Annotated in this window: 13 protein-coding genes and 1 pseudogene; 9 read left to right on the top strand and 5 right to left on the bottom strand. The window is 57.5% G+C overall.

The genetic code is table 11. The features are described 5' to 3' along the window. Nucleotides 1-244: 244 nt before the first annotated feature. Nucleotides 245-2,110, bottom strand: a complete 1,866-nt coding sequence (locus tag ATY77_RS18430) for a TRAP transporter large permease subunit (protein ID WP_088688492.1) — start codon at nt 2,108-2,110, stop codon at nt 245-247. Between the two features lie 9 nt (nt 2,111-2,119). Then, nucleotides 2,120-3,136, bottom strand: coding sequence for a TRAP transporter substrate-binding protein (locus ATY77_RS18425; RefSeq protein WP_081284275.1), 1,017 nt, complete (start codon nt 3,134-3,136; stop codon nt 2,120-2,122). Nucleotides 3,137-3,523: 387 nt separating this feature from the next. Here ATY77_RS18425 and ATY77_RS18420 point away from each other — a divergent pair, with 387 nt between their 5' ends. Together ATY77_RS18420 and ATY77_RS18415 are read left to right on the top strand one after the other, a co-directional pair. Next, nucleotides 3,524-4,492 (top strand): NAD(P)-dependent oxidoreductase, encoded by a 969-nt coding sequence (locus tag ATY77_RS18420; protein ID WP_088688602.1) that lies wholly within the window; start codon nt 3,524-3,526, stop codon nt 4,490-4,492. Then, nucleotides 4,489-5,337 (top strand): alpha/beta fold hydrolase, encoded by an 849-nt coding sequence (locus ATY77_RS18415; RefSeq protein WP_088688491.1) that lies wholly within the window; start codon nt 4,489-4,491, stop codon nt 5,335-5,337. Before ATY77_RS18420 ends, ATY77_RS18415 begins: the two co-directional genes overlap by 4 nt. Before the next feature lie 72 nt (nt 5,338-5,409). Here the strand turns inward: ATY77_RS18415 and ATY77_RS18410 are convergent, their stop codons facing one another. Next, a complete protein-coding gene (locus tag ATY77_RS18410) occupies nt 5,410-6,339 on the bottom strand; it encodes a LysR substrate-binding domain-containing protein (RefSeq protein ID WP_088688490.1) in 930 nt (309 codons plus the stop codon). 227 nt (nt 6,340-6,566) lie between these two features. Between ATY77_RS18410 and ATY77_RS18405 the strand changes: the two genes are divergently transcribed. Genes ATY77_RS18405 through dhaL form a run of 3 tightly spaced genes read left to right on the top strand, consistent with a single transcriptional unit; the run spans nt 6,567 to nt 9,084 of the window. Further along, nucleotides 6,567-7,418: a TIM barrel protein gene (locus ATY77_RS18405; protein WP_088688489.1), complete on the top strand. Its 852-nt coding sequence runs from the start codon at nt 6,567-6,569 to the stop codon at nt 7,416-7,418. Nucleotides 7,419-7,439: 21 nt separating this feature from the next. Beyond that, entirely contained in the window at nt 7,440-8,432 is a 993-nt protein-coding gene (locus ATY77_RS18400; protein WP_088688488.1) for a dihydroxyacetone kinase subunit DhaK, read from the top strand. Nucleotides 8,433-8,442: 10 nt separating this feature from the next. After that, entirely contained in the window at nt 8,443-9,084 is a 642-nt protein-coding gene (gene dhaL, locus ATY77_RS18395; protein ID WP_088688487.1) for a dihydroxyacetone kinase subunit DhaL, read from the top strand. Nucleotides 9,085-9,515: 431 nt separating this feature from the next. On the opposite strand, the gene ATY77_RS18390 is transcribed toward dhaL, so the two are convergent. Continuing rightward, complete coding sequence (locus tag ATY77_RS18390; protein WP_245314362.1) at nt 9,516-10,487, bottom strand: LysR family transcriptional regulator; 972 nt, start codon at nt 10,485-10,487, stop codon at nt 9,516-9,518. Between the two features lie 241 nt (nt 10,488-10,728). Between ATY77_RS18390 and ATY77_RS18385 the strand changes: the two genes are divergently transcribed. The 4 genes and pseudogenes from ATY77_RS18385 to ATY77_RS18370 all read left to right on the top strand — a co-directional run bounded on the left by ATY77_RS18385 (nt 10,729) and on the right by ATY77_RS18370 (nt 14,361). Next, nucleotides 10,729-11,394: an ABC transporter permease subunit gene (locus tag ATY77_RS18385; protein WP_088688486.1), complete on the top strand. Its 666-nt coding sequence runs from the start codon at nt 10,729-10,731 to the stop codon at nt 11,392-11,394. Between the two features lie 4 nt (nt 11,395-11,398). Continuing rightward, nucleotides 11,399-12,208 (top strand): ABC transporter permease, encoded by an 810-nt coding sequence (locus ATY77_RS18380; protein WP_245314361.1) that lies wholly within the window; start codon nt 11,399-11,401, stop codon nt 12,206-12,208. After that, entirely contained in the window at nt 12,205-13,047 is an 843-nt protein-coding gene (locus tag ATY77_RS18375; protein WP_088688485.1) for a transporter substrate-binding domain-containing protein, read from the top strand. The genes ATY77_RS18380 and ATY77_RS18375 overlap by 4 nt, the downstream gene beginning before the upstream one ends. A 79-nt stretch (nt 13,048-13,126) precedes the next feature. Continuing rightward, nucleotides 13,127-14,361 (top strand): annotated as a pseudogene (locus ATY77_RS18370) (CapA family protein). Between the two features lie 82 nt (nt 14,362-14,443). Here the strand turns inward: ATY77_RS18370 and ATY77_RS18365 are convergent. After that, a complete protein-coding gene (locus ATY77_RS18365; RefSeq protein WP_088688484.1) occupies nt 14,444-14,929 on the bottom strand; it encodes a helix-turn-helix transcriptional regulator in 486 nt (161 codons plus the stop codon). Between the last annotated feature and the right edge of the window lie 4 nt (nt 14,930-14,933).

Raw genomic sequence — 14,933 nt, 5'->3', positions numbered from 1 at the left:
ATTAAGCGGTAGGAGGAGAGATGTTACCTCTTCCCTCGAAGAGCGCACCGCTCCTTGAGGAAGAAGCCACGGAAAGCCGCGAGGACGTGACGATCTTCCGGTGGGCGGTACATTCCTTCCCGGGCATAGTGCGGAGCCAGCAGCATGCTTCTGAAGCACGTTGCCAGCCCGGCATTCCGCCTTATCCGACATGGTTACGACCGTAGAATGGCCGACTTCTCTACCGGCCGCCTACGGTCGCACGTCATAGGAAGCCGATCGAGATCCAGGGCACCGCTGCGACGATCGCAAGCCCGAGAAGCAGGGCGATCATGTACCCCCACAGCGGCTTTATCCCTTCCACCGGGTTCACACGGCCGATTGCACAGGCGGCATAATAACCGACGCCGAACGGCGGGAGGAACAAGCCCACTCCCATGGCGAGAATGACCACGATCGAATAGTGCACGTCGTGGATCCCTAATCCCTTGGCGATCGGAAATACCAGAGGTGCGAACAGAACCACCGCGGGAATGCCTTCCAGCACGCTACCGAGCACAATGAACGCGACGATCGACACGATCATAAAGATCGGCGCTCCTCCGGGTAGACCCGCCATCGTCTGAACCAGCCCACGCGAAAAGCCCGATTGAGTCAGGCACCAGGCCACAGCCGTTGCCGCCGCGATGATGAAAAGGATGGCTCCGGACAAGACCGCCGTTTCCACCAGCATCGGACCCACCCGCTTCCGGTCGAACCGGCGGTAAATGAGGAGGCCTGCCAGCAGCGAGTAGCCAATGCCGATTGTCGAGACTTCCGTGGCGGTAGCAACGCCTTCGACAACCGCTGTACGGATGATAAAAGGCAGGGCCAAAGCCGGAAGCGCAATCAGGAATGTGCGGAAGATCTCCCTGGCCGGCGGCTTGCGAAAACCCGACATGTCCTCGTTGCGATAGCGCCACCAGACGACAACGCAAAGCATCAATCCGCAGACGAACGCCGGCAAAAGACCGCCTATGAACAGGGCCGAAATCGATACGCTCGTAACCGATCCGATGGTGATCAATACGAGGCTCGGCGGGATCGTCTCCGTCTGCGCACCCGTAGCCGCAAGCAGGGCCACGAGATCACCGGGCTTTGATCCTCTCGCTTTCATCTCCGGGAACAGTGCCGGGGCGACAGCAGCCATGTCGGCGGTCTTCGAACCCGATATCCCAGACACCAGATACATTGCCGCGACGAGGACGTAACACAGGCCGCCTCTGACATGTCCGAGCAAGGACGCCAGGAAGTTCAGCATCGCTTTTGCCATGCCCGTAACCTCCATCAGCATACCCAGCAGCACGAACAGCGGGACCGCCAGCAGGAGAAGATGCGACATTCCCTCATCAAGCCGACCCGCGATCACGCTTATCGGACGGCTCGTACCCAGAGCCACATAACTGATGGCAGCGAGAGCGAACACGAACGCGATTGGTACGCCGCTCAGCACACCTAGTGCGATGAAGACTACGAAGAAAAGCACGAGGTTCCAGTTGCCCATCGCCATGATCAACGGTTTGGCCGCAATCGCCAACCCTATCAAGCATGCGGCTACAAGGACTCCGATCAGGAAATCGCTCAGCCTGATGCGCTGAAGGGCATTGGTCACGCCAAGGATAAGCATCAGGCCAAGTCCGATCGGAAGACCAAACGAACGCCATGCGACCGAAACCTCCATCGCGGGAGTGACGACCGGAACTTCATGAAGAGCGTAGACCGTGGCTTTGGGTAGAAGAAGCACGCAGACCGAAAGGCAAAAGATAAGTGCAGCCACCTCCAGTCTTGCCCTTACGACGGGCGGCATCGCGTCCGCGATAACGCCCATCCTCATGTGCTGTCCGCGGTGAAAAGCGAGGACCGCGCCCACGATCGAAAGCCAGAGGAACAACATGGAGGCGAGCTCGTCCGACCAGATGAGCGGCTCGCCCCATGCATAGCGGGCGAAGACGCCCGCCGACAGCACGAGTACCTCGACGACAACAAGTGCTGCGGCGATCAATTCAATCAGGCGCACCACCCCCGCTTCAGCTTTCGCCAGGACTGGCCACGCGCCGATCACCGGGGGGCTGACATTTTCAGAAGTAGCCATGTCAACGCCTCAGATCAATTTGCCCGAGGTAGACTCCAGCAACGCCCATGCTTCCTCGCCGAAACGCCCCTTCCAATCGGAGTAGAACGACGAAGCCTGCAGCGTCGCGCGGAACTGGGCAGTATCGACGTCGATAAATTCAAGACCCTTGCTCGTCAGCTCTGCCTGGAGTTCGGAATTCAGCTTTTCGACGTCAGCGCGTTGCACGAGAGCCGAGCGATTGATTTCGGTGACGACAATGTCACGCAAGTCCTCAGGCAACATCTCGAAGTTGTCCCGATTGGCAAGGATCCAGAAGCCGTCCCACATATGGTTGGTCCGGGAAAGATACTTTTGAACCTCGTACATTTTGGCAAAGTAAATGCCAGCGAGCGGGTTTTCGAGACCGTCAGCCACGTGAGTCTGAAGCGCGGAATAGGTTTCGCCCCATGGAATTGATGTCGGCGCGGCGCCGAGGGACTTGAAGAGCGATGTCCAGAGCGGCGCAGGAGGGACGCGGATCTTGAAGCCCTTGAGGTCCTCGGGCGACTTGATCGGTTTGCCGATCGAGGTGGTCTGCCGGAAGCCGTTGTCCCACATCTTCTCGAAGGCGATCAGGTTGACCTTCTCAAAAGCCGTCCGGATGCTCCGGCCGAGCTCGCCATCCACCGACTTCCAGACCTGAGCATAGTTGGGGTAGGCAAATCCTACGCCGGTGATGGCCGCGGGCGGAACGAGTGTCGCTGCGATGAGGCCTGTCTGCGCAAGAAGGTCCAGGCCACCCGATCGAAGCTGGCTGAGCATATCAGCATCGGTGCCGAGCTGGCTCGCGGGAAACACCTGAATACTCACGCGGCCGTCTGTTTGCTCGCTGATCTTGTTGGAAGCTTCGGTCATACGGGTGTTGAGCGGATGATCAACGGGCATGATGTTGGCAAATTTAAACGAAAACTCTGGCGAGCTCGCGCGCATTGTGCGAGGTGCCGCAAGCGTGGCGGTCATCGCCACGGAACTCATAATAAGGGTACGGCGGTTCATTGTGATCATTGGTTCCTCCTCTAACCGTGTTGATCTATGTCGATGTTTCTCCAGCGCAGGCGCTCTCCTCGTAAGAGGTCCTCAGTTTCTCGCAGGTTGCTTAGACCTTGGTGTGACGTCGCTGAAGCCGGAAGCCTCCCACTGTGCGGCTGGACGTAAAATAGGCGCTTGCGCCAAACGTCCGCAAATGAATTGCCTCAGACCAATGGTGAGTTGAACTCAGGCGAGTTCGGCGTGACCCGCGATGGAGACAAAGTTTTTCTAGGAGAACGCGCCAGGCAACATGAATCCAGATCACATGTTTCTTGCGCAAACTCTTTTGATGTGGAGGAAGCCGCTATGCTAACCGCTTTGCATGCGACCATGGCACTCCGGTGGGATGTGCCGACCTATGACGTGCCAGTATCTCGGAGGAGACCGGAATTGCACCAAGCTTTAGAAACAAAGCCGAGCCCGGCACGAGAACCGGGAAAACCGACAATCGGTTTTTTTGGTCTCGGCTCCATGGGATTGCCCATGGCGTCGCATCTCCTAAAAAGCGGCTTCAGGGTCAAGGGGTTTGACATCTCGGAGAATGCTCTAAAAAGCTTCGCTGACAGTGGCGGGACTGCCTATCCAGACGCCACAGAAGCCGCCAGCGAGACCGACGTCTTGATGTTGATGGTGGTCAACATCGACCAGGCGCACCAAGCCCTCTTCGAACGGGGCGCCCTGGCAAATTCAACCAGGACCAGCATCGTCGTCCTGATGTCAACATGCCCTCCCGGCGAGGTTGAACAGCTGGCCGAGGCCGTGACTGCTCGCGGTCACCGGTTTCTGGATGCACCTGTTTCCGGCGGCGTCGCCGGAGCGCGTGACGCGTCGCTTTCCATTATGGTGGCTGGCGACAGGCAAACCTATGAAATGAGCCGCGATCTTCTCGACGTGCTCGGCTCCAAGATCTATTATCTCGGGGAGCGGCCTGGCCAGGCATCGGTTGCCAAAGCGGTCAACCAGTTGCTGTGCGGTGTACACTTGGCGGCAGCGGCTGAGGCGCTGTCGCTCGCCGAAAGGGCTGGGCTCGACACCTCAACGGTACTCGAGATCGTGTCCGGCTCGGCGGCTGCCAGCTGGATGCTCAACGATCGTGGCCAGCGAATGCTTCTGGAAGACCCAGAGGTAACGAGCGCGGTAGACATCTTTGTGAAAGATCTCGGTATCGTGCTTGCCGCTGGCTCCTCTGCCAGGGCCGCCCTGCCGCTCGCCTCCGTTGCGCATCAGTTCTTCCTTGCCGCGTCTGGCCAGGGGTCGGGCTCGGCAGATGACAGTCAGGTCATTCGTGCGTATCGGGGGATGACGGCGGGCCAGAAGGAGGCAAAGAAATGAGTGCCGAGATCAAAAGCAATTACGCGCGACTGTCCGGCATCACCATGCACTACCTGACCGCAGGATCCGGTAAGCCGCTGGTTCTCCTTCACGGGGTGCCGCAGAGTTCGCACGAATGGCGGCACGTGATCCCCTTCCTCGCCGATAAGTACGCGATTATCGCGCCGGACCTGCGGGGCCTCGGCGACACTTCCCGGCCCGCCGATGGGTACGACAAGAAGACGATTGCCGAAGACGTGTGGGAGCTTCTTTCTGAACATCTGAAGATCGATCGCTTCAATCTTGTGGGACACGACTGGGGCGGCCCGGTGGCGTTTGCCCTGGCCGCGCAGCACCGGGAGGCTGTTAGCAAGCTCGCGATCCTGGACGTTACCATTCCTGGCGATGGAGCGGACATGTCGCAAGGCGGCCGGCGTTGGCACCACCCCTTCTTTAGGACGCCGGATTTGCCGGAAGCGATGTTCGGCGGTCGCGAGCATATCTATCTGGAATGGTTGTTTGACAATTATGGCGGCCGGGCAAACGTGCTATCTCAGGAAGACAAGAATGAGTATTTCCGTACCTACCTAAAACCGGGTGGCCTACGCACACTTCTCGCCTATTATCGGGGCTTTCCAACCGACGTCAAAGACAACGAGTTATTCCTCGAGAGGGATGGCAAGCTCGAAATGCCGGTCCTCGCCCTGGGCGGAGACAGTGGTTTTGGCCGCGGCATGGAGACGATGGAATCAATGCACCGGGTGGCGAGTGACGTTCGAGGCGGATTGATCCCGGGCTCGGGTCACTGGGTTGCAGAAGAAGCTCCCGAATTCATAGCGAACGAACTCCGGAAATTCTTTGGCTAAACCACTGCCTGACGTCGGGGGATGCGCGTCTGATCCACCAGTCGCGCATCACCGACCCTGAGTGTGCATAACTCACCTCCCGCCGACGTCGATCTCACTCGCAGAAACCGTGTCGCCAGCCAGGGTCTCTTCGATCCAACGCTTGAACAGAGCGATCTTTGGTGTTCTTGCCCTGGACCTTAAGTACACGAGACTATGGCAATTGATGCTGGGGCCTTCCGGGCCAAACGGCGCAACGAGCCTCCCGCTTTTCAGATCTTGCCGGACGAGTATGAGGCTTTCCAGGCAAACGCCAAGTCCATCCGCGGCCGCATTGATGGACATGAAAGATCTATCGAAACGCAGTCCCCGATCCATGTTGAGCCTCACACCGTGGTCGTCGGCCCAATCCTGCCAGCGATAGAGGTTCACTTCGGAGTGGATGAGCGGAAATCTGGCGAGATCCTGCGGTGAGCGTATTCCGTTTGCGCCCTCGACCAACGATGGGGCGCACAGGACCATTATTGGCTCGGGTGGGAAGGGCTCGACGGCGATGCCAACCTCCACGGGCTGCGTTCCGTAGCGGATGTCTATATCGACGTTGCCGGTCCTGAGCTCGGCCGGGTCACCAGAAGCGTGCAGTCGAAGATCGATCTCCGGATAGCGGGCGCTAAACCGGGACAGGCGAGGCATGAGCCACTGCGAAGCGAGACTGACGACCGAATGGATATTCAGAATGTCACTTTTGCCCTTCTTCGTGAAATTGCGCGTGGCGCTCTCGATCCTTCGAAACGAGGCGCTGATCTCTTCGGCGTAAGCCCTCCCCGCGTCAGTCAGCATGATTGAACGCCCGGAGCGATGAAATAAAGCAATTCCGAGCTCCGAATCCAGCGCGGCCATTTGATGGCTCACGGCCGAGGGGCTGATGCTCAGTTCCTCGGCGGCTTTTCCAAACGATCCAAGACGTGCGACAGCTTCCAACACCTGTAGCGATCGCAGCGAAGGAAACTCCAACGCGCTCATCACCCCTCCTCCCGTTTATGCGTGCCTCGCCACCTTTCCCACTGGAGAGATTCAGTACGCTGGAGGACGCCCTTCCTCTATATTCCATGAGGAAATTTAACGCAAATGATGCAGCTGTTGAGATGTATTCATGCATTGACCGATGGAATTCGCTTGTCCGGATGAAGCGTTTTTAACACTTTGCCCTTCGGAACGGACTTTGCGCCGTTCTTCTAAGGGAGGAATGCATGGCTGAACGGGTGATCTCCGTGTCCGGCGCGCCGTACGACGGGCATAGCAGAGAGGCCGCACTGGAGAGCGCGGCAACCCTCGGGTTCACGCACTTCGAGCCGGCCTTTATCGTTGGATATACAGAACCCTTTGACGAGACCGCCTTCAAAGCTTCCGAGATGACCAGTTGGCGCAGCGCGCTTAGGTCTTCGGGGCTCTTGTGTCATGCAATGTCGTCGCACATCGACCTCGGTTTCGAAGATTCGGTCGAAGTGTTCACGGGCCGCATGGCATTCGCCGCGGCGATTGGAGCCAAGGTTATTGCGACCAACGCGGCCGCCCGACAAAGAGAGGCAACATTCCGTCGCAACGTCGAAACCATACTGAGAAGAGCGGAAGCCTTCGATATCATCGTTGGCCTGGAAAACCCAGGAGACGGCAGCGATAGCCTGATCAACACCGCGCGAGACGGTATTTCTCTTGTTGAGGAATTCGGATCGCCCTTTCTAAAGCTAAATTACGACGCCGCAAACACAGCGTCACATCGACCGGACATGGACGATCTCGCAGGTGATGGAATCCTGGCGCTGCCGGAATCGGCGCACGCCCATATCAAGGATGTCCGTGAAACCGAGGAAGGTTGGTTTTTCTGCGATATCGGCGACGGCAAGGTCGGGTGCGAGCGCCTCCTGGCTGCAATCGCAAAGCTCGACAGCCTCCCGGTCAGTATTGAACTTCCCTTGAGACTGCATCGCAATCGGCAGGCGCAGCCCGTTCGCCGCCAAGATCCCGTGCCGCTGTCATCGATCGAGGACTCGCTGGCTCGGTCGCTCAAGGTCGTCCGGCGAGCGCTCAACGACAATCAATGACCGTGTCTGGAGGAGGACGCAGTGCAACGTTTTGTAAACAACCGCGATGAGGTCGTGGAAGATACCATCAAGGGCTTTGTGAAGGCACACCGAGACATCGTGCGCCTCGCCGAAAACCAACGCGTGGTGACGGCGATTGACCGGCCCGCGCAAGGAAAAGTGGGTGTCGTAACTGGAGGTGGCTCCGGACACGAGCCTGCCTTCATTGGCTATATAGGCCGCAACATGCTCGACGCGGTCGCGGTCGGCGAGCTGTTTTCGTCGCCAACGGCCAAGAGCTTTCAGGATGCCATACGCGAAGCGAATGGTGGAAAAGGGGTCGTTGTCCTCTACGGAAATTATGCCGGAGACAACATGAACGTGAAGATGGCGATGAAGCTCGCCGCAAAGGACGGCATCGAGGTTGCCACGGTCGTTGCAACCGACGACGTATGCTCCGCCCCCGCGGAGGAGCAGGCGAAGCGCCGAGGCGTTGCCGGAGAGATCTTCATGTGGAAGGTGGGCGGAGCGAAAGCGTCGATGGGCGCCAGCCTATCCGAGGTTCGTGACGCAGCGCAGAAGGCCATCGACAATTGCCGCTCGGTCGGTGTCGGATTGGGGCCGTGCACTCTTCCCGCGGTCGGACATCCGAACTTCCAGATCGAGCCTGGCACCATTGAAGTCGGCATCGGCCATCACGGCGAGCCGGGCGTGCGAGTAGAAGCGCTCAAGAGCGCATCAGAGGTCGCCAAGGATATGTGCCAGATCGTGCTGGATGACCATGATCTCAGCTCGGGGACAGAAGTGGCCGTACTGGTATCTGGCCTTGGCGCGACACCGCTGAACGAACTTTACATTCTCTTCGACACAGTCGAGGAGGAAATCTCCGGCCGCGGCCTCAGGATCCACAAAGCGTATGTTGGTAACTACTTCACGTCTCTTGAGATGGTTGGAGCGACTTTGACGGTCATGGCGCTCGATGAAGAGCTAAAGTCGCTACTGGAGGTCGAGGTTCGCTGCGCGACGACACTTTAAGGAGGGAACAATGCAAAAAATGAATAACGCGGCAGCCGGAGAAATCGTAGTCTCCATGGCAAGAGCGATCATCGACAACCGCGCCTACCTCAGCGAGATCGACGGCAAGATTGGCGACGGCGATCACGGAATAAATATGGCGAAAGGTTTCGGTTTAGTGGCCGACCGGATACGCGGCAAGGAGCTATCGCTTGCAAAAGCACTTGAGACCCTGGGAACAGTCCTGATGACCGAGATCGGCGGATCTATGGGTCCGCTTTACGGTGTGATGTTCACCGAGTTTGCCCAGCAGATCGATCAGGTCGACCAGGTCGACAACAAGACGTTCAGCCGAATGCTGCATGCTGGCTTGACGGGTATTCAAGAAATTGGTTCGGCCAAAGTCGGCGACAAGACATTGCTTGACACGTTGGTGCCTGCTGTTGAAGCTTTTGACAAAGCGACATCAGAAGGCAAATCCTTCGACGAGGCATTGGAACTCCTCGTTGCGGCAGCCGAAAGTGGCCGCGATTCGACGGTGAACTTGATCGCGCGGATCGGCCGAGCCAGCAGGCTGGGCGAACGATCGCTCGGCGTGCTGGATGCTGGTGCGACGTCTTGCGCGCTGATCCTCAAGGAGTTGTCTGAGGGAACCCGTGATAGGCTTCAATAGTGTCATCGCTTCTTGAGCGTGATCATAGTGAGAACCGAAGTGATGCCGAGCTTAAGGGGAAGCCAATCCAGAGTGCCGCTCGGTTATTGATGTGAAAAGCGCCGCGACAGAAATCCGGCAACACTCCTCCGTGTGCCGCCCGAGGGTGGACACCCGCTTTCGCGGCCATCCCGGAATAAATTTAACGGACAGATTGGGTCGGCGGCGAACTATGCATTCGGGCTCCGGGCACCATCGCTTTCGCTTGCAGGGTCGGGTTCCGCAAAAACGCGAAAAGGCAGTACCCAGCGATCTCAGCGTCGCCAACGCTTCCAGTGCTTGATAGCGACATTGCCTTATCCAGGTGGGACTGAAGCTGACGCGACGAAGGTCTGGCTCCTCCACAACCCACCGTGAGCGCGCGGCGCCAGGTCCCCCTGCGTCGAAAATTCTTAGTTCTCGGATGGCAATAGCGATGTATCGCCGACTGCCTCTCGCTCGTTTGACAACGATTGAGCAGCTCGATCTGCCGCAGCCGCGACTATCTCTTCCAGCGCAAATCTTAAGCTGTCACTTAGCCTTCGATCCTTTTGCCAGACGACAACGTAGTGATATGTCGCTCCTGGTTGAAATCGGCGGAACGCAACGCCGAAGTCAGCATACTCTCTCGCAATGATCTCGTTCGTTATCGAGACGCCGATCCCTGCCATGACATAGCCAATGTCGTGGCCATTCGCGTCATATTCCACAGCGATGTCAGGAGTCGTTCCCATATATCGAAGGGCATTGACGCTCATTTGGTGAGAGGCAAATTGCGGGTCGATGTCGATGATCGCCTCACCGGCCAGATCTTCGGAGGTGACAAGCTGCTGCGCCGCAAATCGATGATTTGCGGGAAAAAGGCATACGTTGGTAGCTGAGCCGATTGGAAGCCAGTCTAGGATTCGATCATCAAGAGGCAATCGGGAGATGCCAATGTCCGAGCGGCCACTTAACACGTGTTCTGTAATCTGCTGGTACGTTCCTGTTTTCACCTGAACGGCGTAAGAGCGGCTCCTCTCCCGGATCCTTTTGACCACCTTCGGCAAGGTCGCAAAGGAAAAAGCACTTGGCGCCGCAATTCCGATCATTCGCGTGTCGTTGTTCCGCAGGAAGTCGATTGACGGTCCGATCCGATCAAGTCCTGCAAACGCCGCATCGATTGTGCGCAGAAACTCCCATGCCTTGACGGTTGGAACCAGCCTGTTGTTTTCCCGGCGGAAGAGCGCGAAGCCGACAGTCTCCTCTAGCTGCTTGATGTTTTGGCTGACCGCCGGTTGGGTTATTCGCAACATCTGCGCTGCGAGCCTTTCCGAGCCGGCGCGCATGACCTCCCGCAATATTTGAAGGTGGCGGATCTTCACTCCGGAGTCGGTGATGTCCATGGCCAAGAATCTCGATCGTGATAGAGCGACGCGCCTCATAAGGTGCGCTTATCGAAACTTCCTGAATCTTATAAATTGACGACGGCAAGTCAAAGTATATTTTCGAGATACGCCAGAATTAGAGCGCCAGTTAGGAAAATACATCGAATCTACCTGTGGTTAAATCTCGGCGCATTCTCTGTAATGCGCGGAGATTATATTTCGTATTTTGGTACGCCCACAAGCATATTGGAGAGTTGCATTGTACGCATTTGTGGATCAATTTTTGTTCGGATTGAAGAACACACTTTTTGTGTTTGCCTTGAGCTGCGTTCTCGGGACCCTATTAGGTTTGTTTATTGCCATTCTCCGCAACTCAAACCGGAAGCCGGTTTCAGCGTGCATGCGGGCCTACACCGGCATTATCCGCGGCGTTCCAGAACTTCTGATTATCCTCCTCGTGTATTTCGGCGGAACCGCCCTTCTGAGCGCGATTATCGGTCGCTACATCGAGATCAATGCATTTGCGGCCGGTGTCGCGGCATTGACCGTGGTGTTCAGTGGGTACGCAGCGGAGATATTTCGTGGAGCGATCAACGCGGTTGCGCCAGGCCAACGAGAGGCTGCAGCGGCGCTTGGGCTTTCGAACTTACACATCTGGTTTCTGATCATCATTCCTCAGATGATCCCCGTCGCTCTGCCGGCATTCTGCAACCTTTGCATCTCTTTGATGAAGGATACATCGCTGATTTCCGTCGTCGGGCTGACGGACGTCATGCGTGTCGCCTATATAGGCGCGGGCTCACTGCGCGCTCCGCTCCCCTTCTACCTCGCAGCGTCTGGAATCTACCTTGCGCTCACAAGCCTGTCCCTGCTTTCGTTCCGGCTCTTGGAGCGCCGCTATTCGCTCCCGGCGATGAAAGTTTGAGGCGATGAGCACGACCATCGCGCTTGAAGCGTTGCTCACCCTTCCCCGCGGCCTTTTTCTCACTTTGGTTCTGACATTCGCATCGCTTGCCGCAGGCTTCGCCATTTCTGTCCCGCTCGCTTTCCTACGGGCATCATCAAATCCGTGGGCTTCCGCGCCTGTGCTGGCATATACCTATGCGTTTCGCGGCACGCCGCTGCTGGTGCAGCTTTTCCTGATTTACTATGGGATTGGCCAGCTTCCCCTCGTCCGCCAAAGCTTTCTCTGGGCAGTGATGCGAGAGCCATTCTGGTGCGCATTCATCGCTTTCACCCTGAACAGCGCTGCCCATACGACGGAAGTACTGCGCGGCGGGATCCAGGCGGTCCCGCGTGGGCAGATTGAAGCGGCCAAAGCCTTGGGCCTTTCCCGTTTCCAGACTGCCCGATTCATCGTGTTCCCTTTGACCCTCAGGATCGCTCTTCCCGCCTATGCAAATGAGGTGGTTGGAATGCTGAAGGCAAGCTCCCTTGCAAGCACGATCACGCTGCTTGAGGTGACCGGGCTCGCGCGGCAGCTGGTGTCGGAGACATTCGCTCCATACGAGGTCTTCATTGCCGCGGGTGCTTTCTACCTGCTGCTTACCCTCTTGATCACGCAAGGCTTCCAGATCCTGGAGACACATTGGACACCAACGGCTAGCCGTCGACCGCCGGCGCAACCTGCACTCGAAGATCGGACGAAAGCCGCCCCTCGACTCGAGGCGGAACTTGACGCCAGCCCACATTCCAGACGCCAACAATCAAACACAGCAATGAAAGGAACATCGTTGTGAAACGAACACTTCTGCTTGCCCTATCTCTTGTCGTCTGTGCCAACAACTCCGGAGCAGTGGACAGGAAGACACTGACAATCGCCTCTGAAGGTGCTTCGCCGCCTTGGAATGCAATCACCCCCGAAGGGGAACTCGCCGGCTTTGACATCGACGTTGGCCGTGATCTTTGCCGGAGGATGAAGATCGAATGCACTTTCGTGCCTCAAGACTGGGACGGGATTATACCGGCGCTCACCGTCGGGAAGTTCGATGCGATCATGTCGGGCATGGCGATAACCGAGAAGCGGAAGAAATCGATCGCGTTTTCCAAGCCCTACGCCGGAGGTTTCAACCAACTTGTCATGCGCAAGGATCTCGATCTTCCGCCGACGAATACGTCGGCGGCGCTCGATCTCACCACCATCGACTCTGAAAAGCGGGCAAAGATCGAGGAGCTACGAACCGCCCTCAACGGCAGAACTCTAGGCGTGTTGCGATCATCGAATTCGGAAGCGGTGCTCAATGAACTGTTCGGAAAGGTCGCGACGATCAGGAGCTACGATTCCCAGGACAACATGCATCTCGATCTCGTGGCTGAGCGCATCGACGGCGGCCTTGCCGACTATTTCACGTGGAAAGCCTTTCTCGACAGCAACGATGGCGGGATTGCAACGCTCTACGGCCCGCAGCTCTCCGGTGGCTTGTGGGGCCCGGGTGTCGGCGTCGGGCTTCGGCAAGACGACAGGGAACTCGTTGCGGCGTTCGATAGTGCCATCGACGCCGCCACGAGAGACGGTACCTTGAGGCGGCTGAGCGAGCAGTGGTTCAAGATCGACGTTTCGCCGCGTACATCAAACTAGACGCTGGCTCTACGACCGCATTTCCCCCGAAGCCACAGCGCGTGAGCAATCGGCCGTCCCAAAATCGAAGGCAGACCATATGTCCGCACCCTTTTCCATTGCTGTCACCGGCCAGTCGCTCATTCGTCATGATCTTCGAGCGATCAGCGATCCACGGCTCGCTGAAATCGCGGAGATCCTCAAAGCAAGCGATGTCGCCTTCACCAATCTCGAGACGACCATCTATGGTCGTCATGGTGGATGGCCGCTCAAAGGCCGCTATTTCGGCGCCGCGGCGCCGGAGGTTTTGCCTGCATTGAAGGAGCTTGGCTTTAACAGCCTGGCGCTGGCAAACAACCATGCCTTCGATCTCGGACCGCCGGGGATCCTGTCGACGCTGGAGGAGGTTGCGGCACACAATTTCCTGCATGCCGGCATCGGCCATAACAAGCATCATGCTTCCACGGCACAGAAAATGACGTTCGGATCCCGGAGTGTTGCCCTCATTGCCATGGATGCCGGGCCGGGCCCGTCTTTCATGTACGCCGAGGACGCAAGTCAGGACAGGATAGCAAGGCCCGGCATCAATAGGCTGAAGGTCTCCAGGGTGTTCGACTTGGAAACGGGAACCTTCAACCTGGTTCGCTCCATTCAGGAACATCTTCTAAGTTCGCCTTTGGAGCGCGCCAATTATGCCCAGCCGGAGGATCCGCCGGATCTTCAGGGCCAAGACGAAATTGATTTCTATGGAACCGTGTTTCGGAGATCAGACGAGACCGCTCGCCGCATCGTGGTGGACCGGCACAGCGCCCGGGCTCACCTTTCGGCGATCGCGGAAGAAGCGGGCCGCGACACATTCGTCATCGTATATTTGCATCATCACCATTGGGAGCCGAACTGGCAGCAAGTCCCCGACTGGGTCCGGAATTTGCGCATGATTGCGTGAATGCCGGCGCAGGCCTCTTCGTCAGCCATGGCGCACCGGTCCTTCAAGCGATTGAGATATATCGGAATACGCCGATTTTCTACGGCCTTGGCAACTTCCTCTTCCATACGGAAAAAGACGAACAGGAATGGAGCCCGCCAGAAGTGTGGAGGAGCGTCATCGCGACCTGCAACTTTGGATCTGGCGGACGGCTGGAAAATGCACGCTTACGTCCCATTGTGATCGGTGGAACTGAGGCCCTATCGAATCCTGCCCGCGATCGCCTCCCCTTCCCTGTGCTTGCCGATGGCAGAACGGCGGCAGATATTTTTGACGATCTTGCCGACCGCAGTGCCGGTTTTGGCACTGTGCTTGAACGAGAGAAGAACGTCGGCCAGATCGCTCTTTAGATGCGGGATAGACCTGCAGCACGTGGCGAGAACTCTGCGAACCGCTGACCAAATCTGCAACCGCCGCTCTTGTTGTCTCTTTTTAGCGAGAAACGTTGTTCTGTTCTTCCAACTCTTCGTCGACAAGCGAGCTGACGAGGGCAGCGACGCGAGTGCGCACTCGCGGGGAAAGGAGCAAAACGTCTTCAATCAGACGCCGTCCCTGCGCGGTGGAAATGTAGGCAATCTTCTCATCGATCTCTATTGTGAATTGCTGGTCCTGAGTGGTTTCGGGATCTGGAAGACCCTCGAAGAACCTCGAGACAGGGATCTTGAGGCAATTTGCAAGCTCGTAGAGCATCGAAGCGCTGACGCGGTTCTTGCCGCTTTCATATTTTTGCACCTGCTGCAAGCTGACCCCAATGCCGGCGCCGAGATCCCCCAGGGACACATTCGACTGCATTCGGCGCATACGGATCTGCTGTCCGACATGTCGATCGACTGGATGCACCGACTCGCGTGCAATATTCGACTGTTGGGTTTGCGCAGGCCTCGAAGTCCGGACCTGGGCTGCTGAATAGCGCTTCATGGTG

The organism is Rhizobium sp. R634 (assembly GCF_002211305.1).
Lineage (GTDB): Bacteria > Pseudomonadota > Alphaproteobacteria > Rhizobiales > Rhizobiaceae > Rhizobium.
Note: the sequence above shows the minus strand (reverse complement) of the source record. Positions and strands in the feature narration are given on the sequence as shown.